The following is a 19,807-nucleotide window of genomic DNA, read 5'->3' as shown; positions in this document are numbered from 1 at the left end:
GAGCAATCCGGCTGCGCGACGCTCCGTCCAGAGTCACGCTGCAGCGCCAACCAGCAGCTGGTTTGCCCCGTCTGTAGGAGCACGACCGCCGGCTGAAGAGGAGATCCCGGAGTGCTATCTGAATGGGGGAACGCAGGTAGACCTCCGGGATCTCTCTATGTTTGTACCCCGGGTGAGGGCTTCCCTGACAATCAAGTTTCTCGAGGAGACGCACACTCCGATGGCGGACGCTCGTCCTCTCCGTCAGGTGCTGGTGTGACGGCACTCAGCCACACCCAGCCTTCGCGGTGGATCTTGATGAGTGGTTCGAGGAACCGGATCTTCACCGCTGTGCGCGTGTAAGCGATCGCGTGCGCTTGAACCCGGATGGCTTTGGAGGGGTAGCGGACCCAGGCGTACACGCGCCGAGGCTGCGGGAAATCGGTGGGGCGGTAGTTGTCGACGTCGAGCTCGGCCGCGGTGAGCATGATCAGCTCCTCGCGCATGACGAACTCCTCGATTCGATCGTCCATCAGCTTGGCGTAATGCTTGCCGTACCTCTTCGAGCCACCCATGAGCTGGCCCCGATCTGTCTATCGCTGGCTCAGAACCCGTCGACACCGGCGACGCGGCGCAGCCGCCAGTCCTGCCACCGCGGATCCGCGCTCATATCGAACTCGAGCACCGGGGATGCGGGCCCGGTCTGCGTCTGGAACCGCCAGAACCTCGTCGTAAGCATGCGACTCTGGCCGGCGGGACCATGCGGGGGAGTGGTGGAGGGTTCCCGCCAGCTGCTCGAGCTGGACCACGACACCGGCTCCCCGATGACCTGCCACAGGCCGCCCTTCCATCGGAGCGCCAACGGCAACCCCGACGGCAGGAACCGAACGTCAGCCACCTCGTCCAGCACCCGCCAGGTGGACGCGGCTGAGTCCTGCCCGTTAGCCCCTGTAGTCGTGGTGCGTTGGCTGTCGACTGGTTGCGCTGTCATCGTCCGTGCCGTCCTGATCGTCTGCCGTCCCTCGTGCAGAGTTAAAAATAGAACACAGGTTCGATTATTTGGGAAGCTGGGCGCAAGCTGACACACCGGAGACGGAAAGTGTATTTACTCATTTACTCTAATGAGTAAATATGGTGAGGGATGCTTTGCTGTGCGGCGGGTGAAGCAGAGCTATGGGCGTGTCCTGGCCATCAGGGACGCGAAGTCGAGCGGCTCGGACACACGCACTGAGAGGGTGTCCGTGAAGGCATGATCGAAGCCACGAGCCGTGATCCGCCAGTGAGCGGCAACCGTAGGCGCTGTAGCGATCAAAACTAGATCGTCGTCGTCACTGATCCACGGCGTGCCTGGGCGGAGCTGAGTAAGCTCGATGATCACCCGCAGCCCACCCGGTTCGTTATCCCAGTGCAGGGGATAGGTGCTGTTGGCAGCACGCAGCCCTGAATAATCCATTGGCTGAAAGAGGTCCAGCCCGTAAGGATCGCGCGTGCGTACCACCGGAGGGATCAACTTATTCTTGTCAAGGTCTTCGACTTCGCTGTGTTCGATGCCCCGCACGTTCTCGAAAAATACGTCGACCCTTACAGCTTCCAGGAACTGGCTCTGTGTGTTTTTAACGCTGAACCTTGGACCTGGCAGGACGGCGCCAGCCAGCTTGTCCAAAATGCTCGGCCAGCTGTCGATGAGTTCGTCCTCCCACTCCTCCGCACGCTCATCAAACCTCTTTGAGGTCCAGTCAGAACCACCGAACAAGGGATGAGATCCGGTCAGTGCGGCCAACGTGACGTTTGGGAACGCACTTGGCTGCTCCTTCACATACGTCTCACGCGCTCTCTCGATGGACTTGTCCGCAATACGCTCTCGGATCTCATCGGAGGGAAGGATGAAATGGGCGGGGCTGTCTACGCTGATCTCGAACTCAGGCGTCACCGCCGTCGCCTGAGTAAGGCGAGCCATCAGGCGATCTAGGTCGGCTGAGGTAGCCTTCTTCGTTTCTCCTTGGGAGCGAACGTACACGTCCCCGTCACGGAGGCTCGACGAGTTGTTGCTTCCGTCGTAGCTCTTGCGGCAGACAAACACTGGATCGCCTTGCTGAGGGGGCTGGATCAAAATGAACAAGGCTTCTGTGCCGGCTTCATCGGCAGGGTGGCGTTCAAGGTCCCATTGAGGTCCGCTCGTTCCCAGGTAGTTGCCGATCTTCTGCTCTAGCGCGAGTATTTCTATCCCTGCAGGAACCCCACCTATCCGGCCCTTTTCGGCGCCGAGCACCATCACGGCATAACCGCCGAAAGCACGAGCCGCAAGATCGACAGGTCGATTCGCTGCACCCAGGATGTATTTGGCGACCTTTGCGCAGTCATCCATGGACTTCAGCTCGAAGGTACTCTTCACTTCTAAGAAGTGCTTCTCCCTGACATCGCCGTCCTGCCGTATCGCATCCAGTATGGCGCTACGCTGACGTTCTCCTAGCGGCGCACGGCTTACATCCATGAGCTACATCCTGCCACTGAGGCAGAATGGCGTGCATGTGTGGACGCTTCGTCATTGCCGGGAACAAGGCCGCTATCCGGGACGCGTTTAGCGTCGACGAGACGTTCCAGGACGAGTTGAAACCGTCGTGGAACGTGGCCCCGATACAGGGGATCCCGTTCGTGTCCGAGCAGCTGCGCGAGGGTGAACTAGTGCGCCGCCTCGAGATAGCACGCTGGGCACTCGTCCCCGTCTGGTCCTAGGACCCCAAGGCCGGAGCCCGGATTCTCTGCACTAGTGCCGGCAACTGAACGCGCTACCTATTTTGAAGCTGTCGGTATCGGGCGGGCGCAGATTGGCGCCTCTGTACCTTCGCTCGTAGCCGCGATCGTCAGCTCCGTACCTTTGGCATGCCGAGCAGGGTGGCCCGTGGAGTCCTTGACGCCTCCGCTATCTTTTCTTGCAGCAGCCGCATTGTCAGATCAATGCCTTCAATCTCGCCTTCCCAGCCTTCGGCTTTTGCACGGGCGCGTCGTTGGTGAAGATCTTCCTCGATGTCCTGCAGTCGAGGTAGTACTTTCGGGTCGACTTGCAGGACGGGGCATCGGATACAGGCGTGTTCGTGTTGGCACGGGGTTCCGTAGGGTCTGGCGCACGATCCCAGTTCGACTTTGCGTTTGTCGAAGTGTTCTTCGAAATCCGCCCATTCCTGCTCGGTGACGCCGGTGTATTCGTCAGTTGGTCGTTGCGCACGGCGTCGGGCGAGATAGTCCTGGTAGTGGCGGACTGTGTCTTCCTCGAAGATTGCGACGTATCCCTGGGTGGTTTGGAGGTTCACGTGTCCGAGTAGGCGTGCCCCGATGTGAATGGGTAGTCCGGAGTTGACCAGTTCGGTGGCGAAGATCCGGCGGAAGTCGTGCGGTGTGAAGTGCATGCCGTCGAAGGCTTCGCTGGTGGCAGATAGTTGCTTGCAACGCCTGATCAGCATCTGTCTGACGTTTGTTGCGCTCAGCACTCCTCGGCCCAGAGCCGGGCGTTGGAAGAGATACGGCAGAGGTTCTGACCAAAGTCTCTCCTGGGGGTCGTACCGGCGCACGACCGGCACTGACCGTCCCGTGCCCTGATTTCGACGGATGATCATCGCCAGGACATGCAGCAGGGCTGCGGACACGGGCACGACGCGTTCTCTATCGCTCTTGGATGGTGCGATCACGAGCAGACCGATGACTTCACCGTTTGGCCGCTGGTACTGGCGGATACTCAGTTGCGTGAGTTCAACGAGCTCCTCGATCCGCACCCCCGTGTGCCGCATCGTTTCGACGCAGGCCCACTCCCAGAAGGTGTCGTCCTCCTCAAGGGTGATGTTGCGTATCTGTCCTGTGTCAGCGTGTTGAAGGCGTACGGCATGGACTCCCGAGCTGCGGTTTTGGCGGTCGTGGACGGTGTCAGTCCTCCGCCACGTCTTCCCGCCATGGGTGAGGGTAGAACCGGGGGAGGTGTCTTCGCCGGCTGGCAGTAGGGCCCGGAGCTCCTCGAAGTGAGTGTTGAGGTGCTCAAGTAGTGCGGGCAGGAGGGGTTGTCGTATCCGGGTCCTATCGGCCATCCTCTCCGCGACTCGATGCCGTCGTTCGCGGGCCTTCCGGACCTCCGACGCTGTGACCGGATTTGGTGCATCCCAAATGCCCCAACGTGCAGGGTTCTCGAGTGCCATCTCGTGCAGCTCAAGGTAGAACGCCCGAACAGGCCCCAGGATGTATCCCCGAGATTTTCTGCGCCCACCGGACAGGCGTTCCTCCAGCCCGCCATGCCAGCGGGCAAAGGTGTCGGGTATCAGGCGGAAGTCCGCTTGATCAGGGTTGATGAGCTCGATTTGCTTCCAGAACAAGCCGACAATCCTGTGGGAGAGCGAGAACAAGGTGGTGTAGTCGATGCCGTCTCGCCGGCGCTGTAGGTAATCGATGAGCACCTGACGAACTGATTTGTTACTGACTTGGTGGCGGTCGACCAGTTCCTCGATCGTGAGCTGCCGGTGACCACTGAGACAGGCGATCAGGGTCGGTGGCGTCGATGCCGGGAAGTGGCCTATCCGATGAAGGATCTCCCAGGCGTGGGAGCCGTCCCAACGATCTTGAGCGGGTAGATCGCCTTGATCCCTCGCTTGTCGTAGTTCTAATACGCAGTGGAGAAACACCGCCGGTGTCAGGTGCTGCATGGCGATTCCTTGGCTGATAAGGAAACCGGCGACGTCCGCGGTTGCTCTCCGGTGGGCTGCTGCACCTGTGCCGCTCGTTCTGGCTGCAACAACGAATCGCTCGAAAGCAGGGTCTTGTTCGGCCGTCAGTAGAGCTGCTGGTAGGTCCATGATCCTGTTTGCCCTGATGGAGGCGAGTGAGGGGCGGAAGACTCGGAGACTTATAGCTGTGCGGAAGCCTGCTGCCATAGCTTCCCGGGCAGCAGCGCGCCCCTCTCGCGGTCCGCCCGTCGCGGCGACACTCGCCTGCGGGCTATCGAGCCCGCTGGCGACCCACCGCTGGGTCCAGGTCTCTCCTTCGAAGCTGGCCAAGTGTCGCAAAAACATCCGGAGAAAGTAGCGCCTCTGTTTCTGCGCTTCGCGAGAGCCAGGCCAGGCTTCGTCGACCAACTCGATGATCGACTCAAGTGGTGTGCTCTCGAGATCACCGTGACGGCCTGGAGGTGATTCCGGTCTGGGAGCGGCTTCTGGAAGGATTTTGGGGTGTTCAACTGATTCAGCGAGGGCACGGGCGGCTGAAATTCTAAGCACCGAAGACCACCGACGCGTCAAGCTCGTCGTAGCCCGGTGCGTATGTTCTGGGACGTTGTGGCCGGTCGTAGTGGGCCTGCAGCCGATCGAAGAGGTCATCGACGCGAACCGCGGTGTAAAGAGCGGTGGTACTGATGTCCGCGTGGCGCAGGATTGCCTGCACGTCGGAAAGGGCAAAGGAAGGATCGTTGGCGAGCCGTGTCGCCGCAGTATGGCGAAGATCGTGGAGCGTCCAGTTCGTGGCGATCTTCTCGTTCGCTCGCTGTAAGACCCGCCGGGCGGCCGAGTAGGTCAACGCCCGCGGTACGCCCCGTCGAGTACGCCACAGCGGCTCGTTGGGTGCCGGAGTCCCATCCTCGGCAAGGTAAAGCGCCAGGTAACGCAGCCCTTCCGGTGACACGGGGACTGACTGCTTCTCTTTACTGCCCTTGCCGGTGACGTGCAGAACCTGGCGGGACCAGTCGACGTCCGCCAACCGGAGAGTCAGCAGTTCAATCGCCCGTGTTCCACTGGAAACGTAAAGGGACAACAGGGCGCGATCACGGGTGCAGTTCATCGACAGGAACAGCTCGTCCCAGAGGCTGTCCGGGATGGCTCTGGGCAGGGTCCTGGGGACCTTCTGGCGTAATCGTCCGCGCCGGGGATACTGCCACGCGGAGCGGAAAGCTTCTGAGCCGTTGTTGTCCCACCAGTTGGCGGTCGTTCCGGGGACCGGATTCACGACGGGCCCGGCCCCGAGGCTGGAGTGGAACTCGTAGAACTGGTGCACCACGCTGAGCGTGTGATTGATGGTCCGTGGGGCGAACCCGGAGGAAAGTGACGGCTTCCCCGTCTTCGGGTTTACGCTCCCTGGTCCTTTCGATTCGGAGGAATCGTGGCCACGTTGGTAGTTGAAGGTGTTGCGCATCCAGCTCACGAGCACCTCAGCGTCCGCCGGCGTTGACGCATCCCACGGCGTTTCAACACACCACATCAATCTGAACCAGCGAAGTAGATCAAAAGCGTAGCTCCGGCACGTCAGCAGACTCATGTCACAAGCGACCAGGTGCCGCAGATACCGCTCAATCGGCACAATGGCATGACCATCCGCATCCAGGACTTTCACTCCTCCCGCAGCTGTCCCGGCTACTACGGCGCCGACGCGCGGTGGATCCGACTTGCCGTCCGCTACGCTGCGTCGATCGAAGATCACCGGCTCACTTTCCCACGTGACCCAAGGATTATGGCTACCTCTTTCGATGACTTTTACAAAAGGCATGCTCGTGGGTCTCCTGAGCAAATTGCCGCAACCTCAGTAGTAGTCAACTACAGATTGACATACCCGCTTTGTCAAGAGATGGTTGACGCATGATGAAACGAAGCGCGCCGCTAGCCTCACGACCTGCCCTCATGTCGATCTTCCTCGCGTTGGTTTCGATGGGCATCGCCCTCTCCACACTTTTCGTCGCGTCCGTGGCGATCAAAATCGTGATGCTCGTCGTCGCCGCGTTCGTTCTCGCCGCGACTGGAGCAGCACTGGCCGTCGTCCTCGCCCAGTCGCGACCACCAGCACCGCGATGAGCCACGAATCACCACAACCCGACGAACAACTACGCGCAGCGCTCTCACAGGTAATAGCCGCGATCAACCCGACACTCGCCGATCGACTCGAGCACGACGTCGATTCCTACCTCGACCTCATCGACGCGACCCAGCAGGGTTCCCAAGAGATCGCTCAGCTACTACAAGCCGCAGTGACTTCAGCGCGGCTAGCCGGCGCCAGCTGGGACCGCATCGGCCAACGCATGGGCATCAGCCGACAAGCAGCACAGCAACGATTCGGGCGGACACCCGCAGACAACGAAATCATCAGCACGGAGGCTACTCGCCGACTCACACCAGTGACAGCGTTTGATGAGATGGAAGCGTTGTCCGAGGCTGGACGCGATGGATGGCATTCAGTCGGATTCGGCATGTACTTCCATGATCTGGCTCGTTCGGACGAACAGTGGGAACACCTTCGTGTAGGAGCCTTCAGCGCCAAACACAAGGATCTACTGCAAGCGGGTTGGCAGAGGATTGGCTCGATGTGGTTCCCCTGGGCTTACTACAAACGCCCTACAGGGGCACCAGTCAGAACAACGTAACCGCAGCACCGCAGCACGCGGAGGAGTTTCCTTCGTGCGTCGGTGAGCTCAGTCGCTCATCCCAAGTACGCATCGGCGCTTCACTCGAAACTCACTCATGCTTCGAAGGCAGCAGTGTCACTAGTGCAGTTAACACGGATGATCAATGCCCGCAGCGAGACGGTCACCGAGAAGCCGTCGTTCCGCACCGCGGCCGCCAAACGACGCGCCCTCATGCCGGCATATCTGGAGTCCGTTCTGTCCCGGTGCCTGTCTTCGGTGATCGAACATTTGAAGTCGCGTCCTGAAACGTACGTAGGACCAAGCCCCCGCGGTGGTTGAACAGACACGCGTTCGATGATGAGCTCATGCTCCGCCCGTGTGGTGCTGCTCGGCTAGTCCGTCATGATCGAACGCATCCTCAGCTTCGGAACTGTCCATTGGCGGACCCGTAGGAGGGCGTGATGACTAGTCGGTACGCCCTCACATCAGCCCACTGCCGCCGCGCCCACGGCTATGGCGTTGCCCTTCATCGTCGACCGGAAGTCTCGCATCGGATTCGCGAAGGCGCCCCGCGACCAAAGCGACCAGCAGAGAAATAGCTATCACGGCAACCGTTTCAGGAAGCGTCACCCTGCCAAGGACCCAGAATCCGACTCCGAGCAGTCCGGCCGAGACGATCACTGCAGTGACAAGAATTCTCATCGTTTCCCCATAGCAACATCCTGCCACCTGTGGTGATGAAGCAAACGGCGGCACTCCAGGCCGGACTGAACCGCCATCACCGTGAAGCGACCCTGATGCTCGAGCTGTCCGTGCTGCTCATCAATCTCGGCGAACTCCGGACGCAAGCGGGGCTTGTGGGGCCGCTCATTTGGTCTGTGGAAGATTCTCGTGTGCGCTGTAACTTTCTGGGGCTGGGCGGACACTACTGGGTATGGGGACGATGAACCTTGACGATGGCGACTTGTGGTCGCGGAGCCTGACCGGCGACGGTATTGCTTTCGGTGTCCTGTTCGACCGGCACCGGGATCGCGTATATCGGCACGCCTACCGGCTGGCGCAGAACAGATCGGACGCCGAAGACACCAGCGCGGTCGCGTTCCTGGAGCTGTGGCGCCAACGCGCCAGGGTCACCCTGGTCCAGGGCTCGGTCCTGCCGTGGCTGCTGGTGACGACCACTAACTGCGGGTTGAACCTTCGCCGGTCCACCCGCCGGTACGACGCACTGTTGAAGAGGCTGCCCCGCACACCCCACATGGAGGATCCTGCGGACAACCCGCAGGGCAGTTTCCTGGACACCGTTGACGCCCACCTGGCGGACGCGTTGCGGGAGTTGAAACCTGTGGACCTGCAGCTCATCACCCTCGTCGCCCTTGAGGGCTACGACATTGCCGCTGCCGCGTCGATCCTGCGCCTTGCCCCGGGTGCCGCAAAGACCAGACTGCACCGGGCCCGCCAGCGACTCCGCGACCAGCTACCAGCACCCTCACCGGCACGACCACTTACACTCTCGCAGGAGGGACAACCATGAACCTCAACCAGATGGACCCCACGTTCAGTCAGGGACTGCGGACCGCCCTGGTCGAGCAAGTCACTGCCGCCTCACCCGCCCGGGCGCGCCGGCACCGGTGGTGGATCGGAGCCGGCGTATTCGCCGGCGTCGGACTCATCGGGGGCGTGGGAGCAACCGCCGCGGGTTTCCTCGTCGAGCCGGGCACAGACGTGGTGACCGAGTACGGAAACCCGGTCTCCGGCAGCTACACCGGCCCGCAGACGATTGAGTTGGGCGCAGCGCCTGACAGCGCGACCTCCATCAAGGTGGAGCTGACATGCCTCAGTGGCGGCACCATCTACCTGCCCGACGGGGCAAGCACGACTTGCCCCGACGTCGGTACCGGTGCAATGACGTCCACGTCATTGGCCCTATCGCCAGGACAGGACTCTCTCGCAGTAGGAACCAGCGCAGCCGAAGTCAGCTATCAGGTGCACATCATCTATACGAGCAGGACCCCGACCGACTGGGCCGTCAACGAGAACGGCGATACCTACGGTGCCACCAATGCAAGGGGCGAGGCGGACCTTATCTCAGTGATCACCACTGACGGGAAGCTCGGCTACGTGTACGCCGACGAACTCAACGAAGCCTCGGGCAGAACCGCATCCACCGGTTTCACCAGCCCAGCCGACGCCCGGGCCTGGCAGGAAGCGCGAGAAGGGACAGTGGCCCTAATCCCGGTCTACGAATCCGACGGTGAAACCGTTGTCGGAGAGTTCGAGGCAGGACGCTGGTGAGAGTTCCTTCCACCTAAGGGATAACCCATCCCAGCAGAACGACGCTGCACGATCGTCATAGGTGCGACACGCAGCTCAGCTTGTTGCCGCCTGATTGTCACCTTCTGAATGAATGCCCGCTCCGAGACCTTGTTGTCGTTTCAGGGTGAGTATTTCTCCATGTGCTGCGACCAGTGCGTTTCGCAGCTCAGAGAGTTCGCGGCGGTGCTGGACGCGTTCCGCGGTGAGTTTCGTGCTGAGTGTTCTCACTATGCTGCTTGTGCTCTGGCGTTGAGTCTCCCCTTCTGTTGCCGCTGCCGGGGGGTGGGGTGTTTGTGGGTTTTGCTGGTTCCGTAGCTGGGTGATGCGGGCACGCAGTTCGGGAGTTCGGTAGAGGAAGTCCTTGGATACGCGGCCGGCTGCTGCCACAGCCTGAAACGTGATGGGCTGGCCGGCTTTGATCAGCTCGTGTAGGCCTCGTTCGGCCCGTTCGGTCGCGGCGGCCTGTTTGGCTTGAGCTGCTTTCCTGAGGTTGTCGGGGTTGCCTCGGCTCATCAGCCGATCCGTTCGTGGGGGTGGTCCTGGCGGTCCTCCTCGATGCGCGCGGGGACTCCGGGTGCCGCGAAGGGTGTGCCTGGTGTGGGTTGTTTCTGGAGGGCGTTCACGATCGTTCCGAGGGCTTTTTGCTCTCTCCGCCGCAGGGTAAGCCAGACGTGGTTTTCGGACATTGGTTCCCCGGTCCGTTGTTGGTGGGCTTGCTGGCGTCTGTCGATCAGGGATTCCAGCGAGACGAGTTCGCTTTCGTGAATGTCGAGGAAGCGTTCATCTGTGACGAAAAGGTCGCACGTCAGGCAGGCGTTGCCCTTGTCGCAGGATCGCGTCGGAGGCAGTGTGCACCAGCCGTTGGGAAGGATGCGGTCCGTTCGGGCGTCCAGCGCCATCACGTCGTAGAGGTCCTCGGGTGGGATGGAGGGCTGCTGGCCGGCGTGGTTGATCTTTTGGTAGCGCAGGAATTCGGCTTTGGCGGTGGAGTCCAGGGTCTGGGCGTAGTGCATGGTCATCTCCGGGCTGGTGTGGCCCATGTACCGCTGGACGACGTGCAGGGGGACGCCCGAGTTGAGCAGTTTCGTTGCCTTGGTGTGGCGGAACCGGTGGGTCTTGGAAAGCTGCAGGGGCTGACCGTCGTTGTCTGTCATCCCGGTCTGCTCGACCAACTTCCGCAGTTGGGTGCGGAAGACGTTTGAGATGTAGGGGTGTTGGCCGCGCAGGTTGTTGTGGGATTTCACGAACAGGTACTTCGGTGCCTCGAGGCAGCCCTGACCGGCCAGGTGCGCCGTTAGCCACCGTTGTTGCTCGGCGATGATCTCGATGACTTCCCCATCGACGAAGATCGTATCGGGTGCTCCTTCGATCTTTGTCTGTTGGTAGCGCAGCTTCGCGATGCGGGAACCGCCTTCCCTGGGCTCGTATTCGACCGGAAGCAGCGGGTGAACGTCCAGCATGCAGATTTCGCTGATCCGTCGCCCGGTGGCCAACATCAGGAGAAGGATCCGCATAGCTTGAGGATCTGCGCGGCCGCCGTCTTTGAGGGGAGCGGCCAGGAGGTGGGCATGCTTGGCGATCTTCGCCACCGCACCATCGCTGAGCAGGTGCCGTTCATCGAACCGGCTGATCGGTTTTCTAGGAATGTCTCCGGGGCGCCAGAACCGCAGGTGTTCTGGGCCGAGATCTGACCATCGGGGGTCGCCGGTGGCCCGAGCTGCGTCCTGGGCATGGTCGTGCATGAAGGAGTAGAAGCCCCGGATGGCTGCGGTGATCTGGCCAATGTTGGAGTGGGAGCGGCTCTTGCCGGCGTTGTGTCCATGGGTCATGTGCTGGGCTCGGGTTTCCTGGAGGAACTCCAGCATCAATGGGCGCACCTGAGCAGGATCGTCGGTAAGGAGCGGGGAGTTCAGTTGCCGCTGTACGGCGAACTTAGCGAAGACAATGAAACCTGCCTGGATGTAATGCGCTGTGGTCCACGTGATCTGCCCGGACTCCAGCAGGGTCTTGACGTAGAACCTCACTCCGAGCCGTAACCACGTCGGCTCGATAGAATGCCAATGCAGGATCCGCTGCTGGAGAGGCTCCTGCTCCCGGCGTGGAATACGCGGGTCCATCGTGAGGTCCCAGATCTCGCGTTTCCACCAAGGACTCGTATCGTAGGCGAACCACAGCAGCTTGCAGGCTCGGTCCAACGGCGCCATGTACGTGCGCAAGGTGTTCGGATTGGGAAGTTCCTTGGTCCGTCTGACCCAGGTGGTCGTCAGTTCCGTCTTCCATTCGTGCGGGGTCCGGTCCATCAGGCTGGTGCAGGGTTTGTCGGAGGCCCGGAGCCTACTCGAGGTCGCACCGAGTTCGCGGACCAAGAGCCCCAGCGGGGCGCATGGGACGCGGCCCCCGAGTTCGACAATCCGCCAGATAGCGAACATCATCTCGCGCTGCATGGGCTCCGGAAGGCCATCAAGATGAATGTTGCCGATCTTGTCGTGGTAGAAACCGAACGAGGCCCGGTACTGCTCGGGGATGGATTGACGGGTGTAGTGCAGCAGGCGCAGGCCTTCGGGGACCGTGTCCCAGAGACGCCGGTTGGTGGTTTCGGAGAACGGGCGCGGGTTCAGCCCATAGAGGGAAGTGAGGGTCGCCGCGTCAGCTGGTTTCATGGCCAGTTCTCCAGGTTTCGGTGGCGCTCTTCCAAGCAGCCAGGGCGCGCAGTTCATCGTCCTCGGTGACCCAGGCGTATGTGTTCAACGTCGTTTGCACGTCGGCGTGTCCGAGGCGGCGGCTGACGACGTGGACGGGCCGGCCGGAGAGTAGCAGGGCCGTCGCGTGGGTGTGGCGGAACCAGTGGGGAGACCAGTTCGCCGGGACTTGATCGCCTAAGCTCCGCCGGATCCGGCTCACGAGCTTGTAGATGGTTTCCGGCCGGATCGGGGCGAAACGCTCGCCCCCGTACAGGTTGACGAAGACCCAGGCACTATCCATATCGGGCACCGACAAGTCCATGCCCTGGTCGCAGACCTGCCAGACATACTCAGCGTATAGACGGTCGAGCTCACCGGAGATGTAAATCTTGCGATAGTTCCCGCCCTTCACCCGTGCCCCGTGCGGATGGGCTCGCGGCACGACCTCGATGAAGGGATTTTCGCCTTGCCCGCTGTGCCAGTCGCGGTGCTGCAGGCACAGCGCCTCGCCGAGTCGAAGTCCCGTTTCCTCAAGCAGCGTGAAGAACAGTCGGTCCCGCACCGACCCGATCCAGGTCGCCAGCAGCGGATCGTAGCGGGCGCAGCAGTCCTTGATCAGGTGAATTTGGTGTGGTGTCAGTGTCGGCGCCGAAACCCGTCGACGGCGCACGCGCACCGTCACCGCCCCCTGCGTTCGGTTTCGGCCGAGATGTTCGAGGAATGGCGTGTAGGGCGCACGGGCCGGCCTCGCGCTGAAAAGGCACGCTGGAACATTCACCCCGCGCCACTGGTGGTAGACGTAGAACGACCGCACGCCCTGCAACCGGATCGCCAGCGTGGCCTCCGAGACCAGTGCAGGGGTTTCCCCCAGCGCTGCCACACCAGGCGGTAGACCGTGCCGTAACCACGCGAGGAACCCGGTGAGATCCTCCAGGTCGAAGGAATCCCACCCGTGGCCGCGGAGGCCCAGAAATCGCCACCACAGTTCCAACGCCCGTGCATACGACTTCACGGTGTTCGGCGACGCACTCGTTTGCCGAAGGTACTCCAAGAACATCTCCACCGGCACAATGGGCAGATGGTTGTCTCCGAGCACGGTCCAGGAATCGTCGAAACCGTCAATCTGAATACGCTGAACTCGGACCATGGGAGGCGCCCCCGGAAGCAGTTGCCACACAGCATCCACCTCAAGAGGGGTGAAGCTTTACTGACACGCCGGTATGCGTCTCGTTCTGTTGAAGACGAGTACCAGATACGAGCGGCTTCAAGCGCCCTGGGAGTAGCTGGGGACACTCTTCAAGACGTCGAAGACGGCGCTCGAGGGATACCGGATAGCCCAGCGAACGGCTACTACGAGTGGCAGAAAAACGACGACGGGGCGAAGACCCCTCACTACCTCCACGGCGAGGACGAGGACCTGCTGCTGGGCTTCGGTCGGGCCTGTACGAGTTCTGGCCCGACCCCACCAAGGACGAGGATGCCGAGGACAAGTGGCTGGTCACAGCGACAATCCTCACCCGCGCCGCGCACGATGCGCTCGGCCACATCCACGACCGGACGCCGGTCATCATCCCGACCAATCTGCAGGATCAGTGGCTAGACCCGACCATGACCGAGCGGAACCAAGTGCAGCATTTCATTGACACCATTCCCGAACCCAACCTTGTCCCGCGGATCGTCAGCAAAGAGGTCGGATCAGTCCGCAACAACGGACCCCAGCTAGTCCTGCCAGCCGTCTAGAGCCCGTTTAGTCCAATGGGTGAGGGAGCGAGAACCTGTGGAACGTTTGGCTCTGTCTTGATTAGCCCAAGGGTTACAAGTCCTGCTGGTGAAACATCTGTCCTGATCAGTTCCGGTTGAGCCAGCGCCGAAATTGATTCGATGACTTCAACGACCGGATAGTTGCTGCGGTCCGCCAGGTAGCGAGCAACTTGTCGTGCAGCGGGGCGAGGGAGGTTAACCTCCTTGGGCAGTTTTGCGTCGGCGACAAGGAAAGCAACTACGACTTCCCAGGCCTTATAGAACACCTCGACAAAGGCGCCATCGTAGGGGACCGGGCATACAACGAGGTTTTTGCTTTCGTCCAAGCGCACTCGGTCGTCTTTTCCTTCTGACGCCGGGACAAGACCCAAGCGGAGGCCGCGGGATGCCTCTAGCTTGCTCGGGTTGATCTTTACCGTGGTTCCGACCCACTTTTCTGAATCGGGATTACCTAGGAAGAGGTCGGCTTTCCAGAGTCCATCGATGCTCTGCGGAAGGCGCGAGCGATCACCTTTCACCCGCATTGACGAAGCCACCTTAGAGATGTGCCGCTTGAGGGCGACAGGCCTCCCCTTCGTGCCTGTCATCAGAACCGAATCCTTGGTGAGCAGGGACTCGGCAGTGTCGATGATCTGCTGGCTCCCCGCCTTCTCAACCCCGAACAGAATGGAGGACACGTCCGTGCTGGGGATTTTGCATAGCTTCAACGCGGTGACAACGCGTTCTTGGACGGACGCTTCACCGCGAGTCACGGCGTCGTGAAGTGCGTACTCAAAGCAGATGCCAGTATCGCCGTCCCCCTCCCGACGGCTGCGAGGGAGCATGAATAGAGGAACCTGCTCGTAGCCGCCCAACCGCTCGGCAACGTCCTTCCGTAAGGAGTACAGAATCCCCCGGAGGATTGGCCCGACTACTGCCGTGATTGCCGAAACTTCATCAGCAACAGGGTTCAACTGAACTTCTTTGCGCAGATCCTGAGTGGTCACGGCCTCATCCTAGGCTCCAAACGGGACTTGATGCCCCGCGGTATCGCCTCGGACCGCTCGGGAGTGTTGCGTTTGGGTACACCCCAGCGCCACAGTGCAGAACGGCTCAGATCGTGTTGCTTTAGGGTCCTTTTGTGGCTTCTGCAGCAGAAGCGACCGCGGGTCTAGACATCACGCAACGCCGCCCTGGCGTGCGTCCTGCAACAGGATCGGCTACCGGATGAAGCGTGGGTGGTCAGAGCAGGTTGCGGGGGCCGCGGAGTTCGCCCCATCCGAAGTGGCTCTCGGCGATGAAGTCCTGCAGGTCGCTCTGCACGAAGCGGACAAGTGCATCTGCACCGTCATCCAGAGGAAGGCTGCCCGAGCCGCCCTCTTCACCCAGTGTCTGCCATCGTACCCAGGCGTCGTTCGTCTTGATGTTGGTGTCGTCGGGAAGCTCGACGCCGTCGGCGACCCTCTCCAATCGGAACGTGAATGACCGTAGCTCTCTGGGGCTAAGCATCGACTCGAACATGGGCTCGAGGAGCCGCTTCACGTCTCGCACGTGCATTGATCCAATCATGTCTTCACGATAGAGATGCTTGGGGCGCCACCACCCACGCCGAGTGATCGAAAGCAGATAGCCCAGCACCCGCTATTTCCAGTCCAGTCAAAGGATCCTTTGACCGGACGGTTCAGTTGGGCGCCCAGAGGCCCGATCGTTATCAGCATCGACGCGAGATTGTGGGGTCGCATGTTGTCTCGGCAATGTGTCTCACGTCGAGTATTCTCATCAAAGCGGAATCGGGCCTTTGATGAGTGTTAGGAGCGGCAAGGTGGGAAGCATCGGGTACGCGAGAGTCAGCACGCTGGAACAGAACGCGGATCTGCAGCACGCAGCGCTTTCTGCGGCTGGGTGCAGCCGCATCTTCACCGATCATGGGGTGAGCGGCACGATGGCGAGTCGACCGGAGCTCGACAAGCTCCTCGACCACCTCCGAAGCGGTGACGAGGTCGTGGTGTGGAAGCTGGACCGGTTGGGACGCAACACCCGGAACCTGCTAGCCCTCATCGACGACCTCGAGCGTAGGGGAGTCCATTTTCGCAGCGTGACTGAGGGGATCAGCACTACCGGTCCCATGGGGCGAGCCATGCTGACGGTCATGTCGGCCTTCGCGCAGCTCGAGCGCGACCAGCTCGCCGAGCGGACCAGAGCCGGTATGGCAGTAGCCGCCGAGCACGGACGGAAAGCTGGCCGGCGGGAAGTTACGACCGACCACGCGAAGGTGAAACGCGTTAGGGAGCTGAAAGCCCAGGGGCTCGCGCCGGCAGACATTGGCAAGATCATCGGCGCGAGCCGTGCGACCGTGTACCGCTACCTCAATATCGCCACTGAAGCCGAACTCAACAGCCAAGACCCGCCGGCCACCAGGAGAACATGATGATCAGGATCATCCGCTGGTTGCTCACCTCGAGCATCCGGTACAGCTACCGGTTCGTCCGCGCTCTCATCCGACTTCCCCTGCTGCTGCTGCCGATTCCGCCGCGGGTCCGTAACCAGGTCGCTGGTGCGTTGGCCGTCGGCCTCTGGTTTTTCTCGATGTGGTTGGTCGCGACCGCAGCCGGCGCGCCGTGGTGGGGACAGCTCATGATCGCTGCTGCAGGGGCCCTCGTCATCGCCGGTGTGGTCCGGATGGAAGGTCGCCGGCCGATCGTCCGGGGGCCGGTGCGCGTTCGATGACGTCCTGGCAGAGGTAACTGGGGATGAGAACGCGCAGGGGGGAAGCTGACCGGTTCTGGGAGAAAGTAGTCAAAGGCCCGCTGCCGCATGACTGCTGGATCTGGACCGGAGCCGTCGCTGACGACGGCTACGGGCGGTTCTGGGTCACCAGAGACGGCGAGCAACGCGCCCTGCGGCCGCAACGCTACGCCTACGAACACCTCACCGGAGATACCCTGCACCCCGGCATCGCGCTCATGCACGTCTGCGACGTCCCTCTATGCGTCCACGCCAGCACCGGAACAGAAACACACCTGCTACCCGGCACTCAGGCGTTGAACATGCTCGACCGATCCCAGAAAGGCCGGCATGCAAACGCGTCGACCTTCCGATGGCGCGGTGTCGGCCGCGCCCAGTTCCGGGCCCAGTCCGTCGAGCTGCGCACAGCCCTCCTCGAGCACGGATGGAATGAACCGATCATCCGACCCCTGCTGGCCGGCATCGACCCCGAAGCCCCAACGCTTTTCTAGGGCTTCCCCAATTTGCACTACCAAGGTTGCTCGCAGTACACAGCGTCCGGACACGGCTCACGCAACACGACTACCGCTCCGGGCGCAGCTACTTCTGGATGTCTTATGGACGGTCGTCTGATGAACGACACCTCGCATCGTTGTTGTTGACCATAAGCGCAAGCCTTCCTGCAGCTCATCGCTGTTCGTGCTTGGTGACCAAGGAAGAGAGCTTGTCTGAATTGACAGAGCTGAACCGTAATCTCATGGCATGCAGCACAGGAAACGCATCGAGCATGTCGTTGATCACTCCACTGTCGATGCATGGAGCGATGCGTTCGCGCTGCTCGAGTTCAATCGGTACGAAGGTCAGGCTGTTCGTGGGTTCCTTGAGGAGATGGAGCACTTGATCGAGCATCGTGATGACGTTGACCTCCTGCGATCAGGCTTCACCGTCGATCCGCGGACTGGTCGTCAGTGGCCGGACGACCGGCAGAAGCGGCGCCTGTACTCTTCGACAAAGATTTACTTCGACACGTACTACAGTGCGCTGTCTCACCTCTCCTCGGTGGTGGCGCGATTCTCCAAAATCTTCGGAGGTGTCGCCTACACGGAGAACAAGCCCTTTCTGACGTGGTTGGAGAAGTATCACGCCGATCTTCCAGCGCACTTCAACGTCGGATCGCTGGTGTTCCACGAGTTGGAGTCTGCCCGGCGATTTCGAGCACTCCTGAATCATCCGCAGCAATTCTCGCCGCCTGACTGGTCGACGGAGACTCGCCCTTTCTATGACGTGGTTCATATCGTGATGCACGGGGCGCAGTCACGGACGGGCAAAATTCCCCCTGGGAGTCGGCGTGACATGATCCCACCGTTCGTGGAGGCAGATTGGAGAATGGATGCCCCCGACGAGGTGAGTGTGACCAACTGTCTGACAAACGTCGCGGCTCCGATCCTCAGTGCAGTACTCGCTCAAAGGAGGCCCGACGCAGCTTTCGTCAATGCTGACAGCCGTAAAGCTGCCTCTGACGCGACTGTGCTGACCGGTGGGCGCCGTCTCCGGCCCGGTTCAAATATCAGTACCCCGCAACCTGTGAAACCAACTGCACGCGATGTGCACGTTGTTCGGGGTGAAGTGGCTTCTTGGCTTAAAAGCCGTGGAGGAACTTGGTGACCGGCTACCAGATACGAAACATGGCGAGACAAGTTTCCGAGACAGGAAGAGGCCTGTAATCGCGGGGGAGTGGTCCCTCGAGCTGGAACCGCTGCAGGTGTCCTAGGAAGCTTTAGGTTTTCAAGACATGTCGAAAATCGTGGTCATCGAGGGTGGAACTACAGCGTGCCGCGTGAACGGGGTGCGGCAAATAGCTCTCGGACACGATTAATGAGACAGGGTGCGCCGTCCCGATAGCGGCGGCCTTGGAGTGTTCTATGGGAGGTTGTCCGCGAGATGAGTGCATCCGTCCCGTGAGCCAGATGAGTTCTAATTTGGGCGCGGCGAATATGTGAAGGTGGTTCCGTTGTCGCTGGAAACCTGGATGCCCTTATCTGTGGCGATCCAGATGCGGTGTGTGTCGTCATTGGTGTGGGTGGCGGCTATCGCTGCGGGTTCCCCTTCAATGGTTCCTTGCTGTGCCCAGGTCAGGCCCGCGTCAGCGCTGGTGTGTACGACGCCGTCGGGGGTGACTCCGATCGCAGTGTCGCCGGCGAAGGTCGTGAAGATCAGAACCGGGGCGTCAGCCACCGGTTCCCATGTCGCTCCATTGTCGTCGGATCGGTACGGGCCGTCCTCGGTGGTGGCAAGGACGACACCGTCTTGTGATGCCGAGAGGTTGAAAGCGGGGAGGTTCTCGCTCGTGACGGTCCACTGCTGCCCGTCCGGGCTGGTAAGGATGCGCCCTTCGTGCCCGATGAGACCGTCCTGTGTGGCGGCGAGGGAGTGGAAGTCGGTTTCACCCTGCCGGGACACGGGTTCCCAGGTGAGGCCGTCGTCGGTGCTGGTGATCAGGCCGACGGGATCGGGAAGGTCCGTGCCTGGTCCGGGGTGTCCTGATGCGTATAGGGTCCCGTCGCTGGTGGTGGTGAAGCCCATGAGGTCGATCGTCGGGCCGATTTGCTGGACCGGGGATCGGCTGACGTCGAAGAGGCCGTCGTGGGTGGCGAGCAGGATGCGGTTGGTGCCCGGATCGACGCTCATGCCGTGGATGTGCCCGGACGGGTAGTCGGCCGGTGATGAGGGTGTCGCTGGTGCATCCGCTGATGCGTCCTCTGGTGTGTCCAGGGAGGTCGAGGTTGTGGTGGTGCAGGCGCTGAGCAGTACGGCGAGGACAGCAATCGAGCCAAGGTGCGCGGCGCGGTACAGGGGAGAAGGCAACAGGCAGTCCTTACAGGAAGCGTCGAAAAATCAGTCGACACAGGGAGGGTCGCCGGCTCGCTGACCGGTGACTGAGGGTTCGGTGGGTGGTCGAAACGGTGCCGGTGTGGAGGGAACGGGGCCCCCACACCGGCACCTGTCAGAG

Annotated in this window: 22 protein-coding genes; 11 read left to right on the top strand and 11 right to left on the bottom strand. The window is 61.3% G+C overall.

All coding sequences use genetic code 11. The annotated features are described in order from the left end of the window. Positions 1-191 precede the first annotated feature (191 nt). From ACTIMO_RS02060 to ACTIMO_RS02050, 3 genes are all read right to left on the bottom strand, one after another. Positions 192-512, bottom strand: a complete 321-nt coding sequence (locus ACTIMO_RS02060) for a hypothetical protein (RefSeq protein WP_448181335.1) — start codon at positions 510-512, stop codon at positions 192-194. Between the two features lie 71 nt (positions 513-583). Then, positions 584-718 carry a hypothetical protein gene (locus ACTIMO_RS02055; protein ID WP_448181334.1) on the bottom strand — a complete coding sequence of 45 codons (135 nt, stop codon included), beginning with the start codon at positions 716-718 and terminating at the stop codon, positions 584-586. A 432-nt stretch (positions 719-1,150) separates the two neighbouring features. After that, a complete protein-coding gene (locus ACTIMO_RS02050; RefSeq protein WP_448181333.1) occupies positions 1,151-2,470 on the bottom strand; it encodes a hypothetical protein in 1,320 nt (439 codons plus the stop codon). A gap of 35 nt (positions 2,471-2,505) precedes the next feature. Here ACTIMO_RS02050 and ACTIMO_RS02045 point away from each other — a divergent pair, with 35 nt between their 5' ends. Beyond that, positions 2,506-2,712 carry an SOS response-associated peptidase family protein gene (locus tag ACTIMO_RS02045; RefSeq protein WP_448181332.1) on the top strand — a complete coding sequence of 69 codons (207 nt, stop codon included), beginning with the start codon at positions 2,506-2,508 and terminating at the stop codon, positions 2,710-2,712. Between the two features lie 128 nt (positions 2,713-2,840). Here ACTIMO_RS02045 and ACTIMO_RS02040 read toward each other — a convergent pair whose 3' ends face one another. Beyond that, complete coding sequence (locus ACTIMO_RS02040) at positions 2,841-4,661, bottom strand: tyrosine-type recombinase/integrase (protein ID WP_448181331.1); 1,821 nt, start codon at positions 4,659-4,661, stop codon at positions 2,841-2,843. Between the two features lie 562 nt (positions 4,662-5,223). Beyond that, entirely contained in the window at positions 5,224-6,489 is a 1,266-nt protein-coding gene (locus tag ACTIMO_RS02035) for a tyrosine-type recombinase/integrase (protein ID WP_448181330.1), read from the bottom strand. Positions 6,490-6,620: 131 nt separating this feature from the next. Between ACTIMO_RS02035 and ACTIMO_RS02030 the strand changes: the two genes are divergently transcribed. The 5 genes from ACTIMO_RS02030 to ACTIMO_RS02010 all read left to right on the top strand — a co-directional run bounded on the left by ACTIMO_RS02030 (position 6,621) and on the right by ACTIMO_RS02010 (position 9,631). Beyond that, positions 6,621-6,791, top strand: coding sequence for a hypothetical protein (locus tag ACTIMO_RS02030; protein ID WP_448181329.1), 171 nt, complete (start codon positions 6,621-6,623; stop codon positions 6,789-6,791). Next, positions 6,788-7,357 (top strand): hypothetical protein, encoded by a 570-nt coding sequence (locus ACTIMO_RS02025; RefSeq protein ID WP_448181328.1) that lies wholly within the window; start codon positions 6,788-6,790, stop codon positions 7,355-7,357. The genes ACTIMO_RS02030 and ACTIMO_RS02025 overlap by 4 nt, the downstream gene beginning before the upstream one ends. A 138-nt stretch (positions 7,358-7,495) precedes the next feature. Further along, on the top strand, positions 7,496-7,678 hold the full coding sequence (locus ACTIMO_RS02020; protein ID WP_448181327.1) for an SOS response-associated peptidase family protein: 183 nt from the start codon (positions 7,496-7,498) through the stop codon (positions 7,676-7,678). Between the two features lie 604 nt (positions 7,679-8,282). After that, on the top strand, positions 8,283-8,870 hold the full coding sequence (locus ACTIMO_RS02015) for an RNA polymerase sigma factor (RefSeq protein ID WP_448181326.1): 588 nt from the start codon (positions 8,283-8,285) through the stop codon (positions 8,868-8,870). Continuing rightward, positions 8,867-9,631: a hypothetical protein gene (locus ACTIMO_RS02010; protein ID WP_448181325.1), complete on the top strand. Its 765-nt coding sequence runs from the start codon at positions 8,867-8,869 to the stop codon at positions 9,629-9,631. The genes ACTIMO_RS02015 and ACTIMO_RS02010 overlap by 4 nt, the downstream gene beginning before the upstream one ends. Positions 9,632-9,706: 75 nt before the next feature. Here the strand turns inward: ACTIMO_RS02010 and ACTIMO_RS02005 are convergent, their stop codons facing one another. Genes ACTIMO_RS02005 through ACTIMO_RS01995 form a run of 3 tightly spaced genes read right to left on the bottom strand, consistent with a single transcriptional unit; the run spans position 9,707 to position 13,480 of the window. Then, a complete protein-coding gene (locus ACTIMO_RS02005; RefSeq protein WP_448181324.1) occupies positions 9,707-10,165 on the bottom strand; it encodes a DUF6262 family protein in 459 nt (152 codons plus the stop codon). Beyond that, a complete protein-coding gene (locus ACTIMO_RS02000) occupies positions 10,165-12,312 on the bottom strand; it encodes a tyrosine-type recombinase/integrase (RefSeq protein ID WP_448181323.1) in 2,148 nt (715 codons plus the stop codon). Before ACTIMO_RS02000 ends, ACTIMO_RS02005 begins: the two co-directional genes overlap by 1 nt. Continuing rightward, complete coding sequence (locus tag ACTIMO_RS01995) at positions 12,299-13,480, bottom strand: tyrosine-type recombinase/integrase (RefSeq protein WP_448181322.1); 1,182 nt, start codon at positions 13,478-13,480, stop codon at positions 12,299-12,301. The genes ACTIMO_RS02000 and ACTIMO_RS01995 overlap by 14 nt, the downstream gene beginning before the upstream one ends. 209 nt (positions 13,481-13,689) lie before the next feature. Here ACTIMO_RS01995 and ACTIMO_RS01990 point away from each other — a divergent pair, with 209 nt between their 5' ends. Next, entirely contained in the window at positions 13,690-14,073 is a 384-nt protein-coding gene (locus tag ACTIMO_RS01990) for an SOS response-associated peptidase family protein (protein WP_448181321.1), read from the top strand. On the opposite strand, the gene ACTIMO_RS01985 is transcribed toward ACTIMO_RS01990, so the two are convergent. Beyond that, entirely contained in the window at positions 14,070-15,080 is a 1,011-nt protein-coding gene (locus ACTIMO_RS01985) for a hypothetical protein (protein ID WP_448181320.1), read from the bottom strand. The genes ACTIMO_RS01990 and ACTIMO_RS01985 overlap by 4 nt on opposite strands. A gap of 235 nt (positions 15,081-15,315) precedes the next feature. Continuing rightward, positions 15,316-15,642 (bottom strand): hypothetical protein, encoded by a 327-nt coding sequence (locus ACTIMO_RS01980; RefSeq protein WP_448181319.1) that lies wholly within the window; start codon positions 15,640-15,642, stop codon positions 15,316-15,318. Between the two features lie 253 nt (positions 15,643-15,895). Here ACTIMO_RS01980 and ACTIMO_RS01975 point away from each other — a divergent pair, with 253 nt between their 5' ends. The 4 genes from ACTIMO_RS01975 (at position 15,896) to ACTIMO_RS01960 (ending at position 18,462) form a co-directional block, all read left to right on the top strand. Next, positions 15,896-16,501, top strand: a complete 606-nt coding sequence (locus tag ACTIMO_RS01975; RefSeq protein ID WP_448181318.1) for a recombinase family protein — start codon at positions 15,896-15,898, stop codon at positions 16,499-16,501. Next, positions 16,498-16,800 (top strand): hypothetical protein, encoded by a 303-nt coding sequence (locus ACTIMO_RS01970; protein WP_448181317.1) that lies wholly within the window; start codon positions 16,498-16,500, stop codon positions 16,798-16,800. The genes ACTIMO_RS01975 and ACTIMO_RS01970 overlap by 4 nt, the downstream gene beginning before the upstream one ends. A 23-nt stretch (positions 16,801-16,823) precedes the next feature. Next, positions 16,824-17,309, top strand: a complete 486-nt coding sequence (locus tag ACTIMO_RS01965) for a hypothetical protein (RefSeq protein WP_448181316.1) — start codon at positions 16,824-16,826, stop codon at positions 17,307-17,309. A gap of 250 nt (positions 17,310-17,559) precedes the next feature. Then, positions 17,560-18,462, top strand: coding sequence for a hypothetical protein (locus ACTIMO_RS01960; RefSeq protein ID WP_448181315.1), 903 nt, complete (start codon positions 17,560-17,562; stop codon positions 18,460-18,462). 309 nt (positions 18,463-18,771) lie between these two features. Here ACTIMO_RS01960 and ACTIMO_RS01955 read toward each other — a convergent pair whose 3' ends face one another. Then, positions 18,772-19,662 (bottom strand): F510_1955 family glycosylhydrolase, encoded by an 891-nt coding sequence (locus ACTIMO_RS01955; protein ID WP_448181314.1) that lies wholly within the window; start codon positions 19,660-19,662, stop codon positions 18,772-18,774. Positions 19,663-19,807 lie beyond the last annotated feature (145 nt).

It is taken from the genome of Arthrobacter sp. CP30, assembly GCF_053470025.1.
This window is presented reverse-complemented; position numbering and strand designations above follow the sequence as displayed.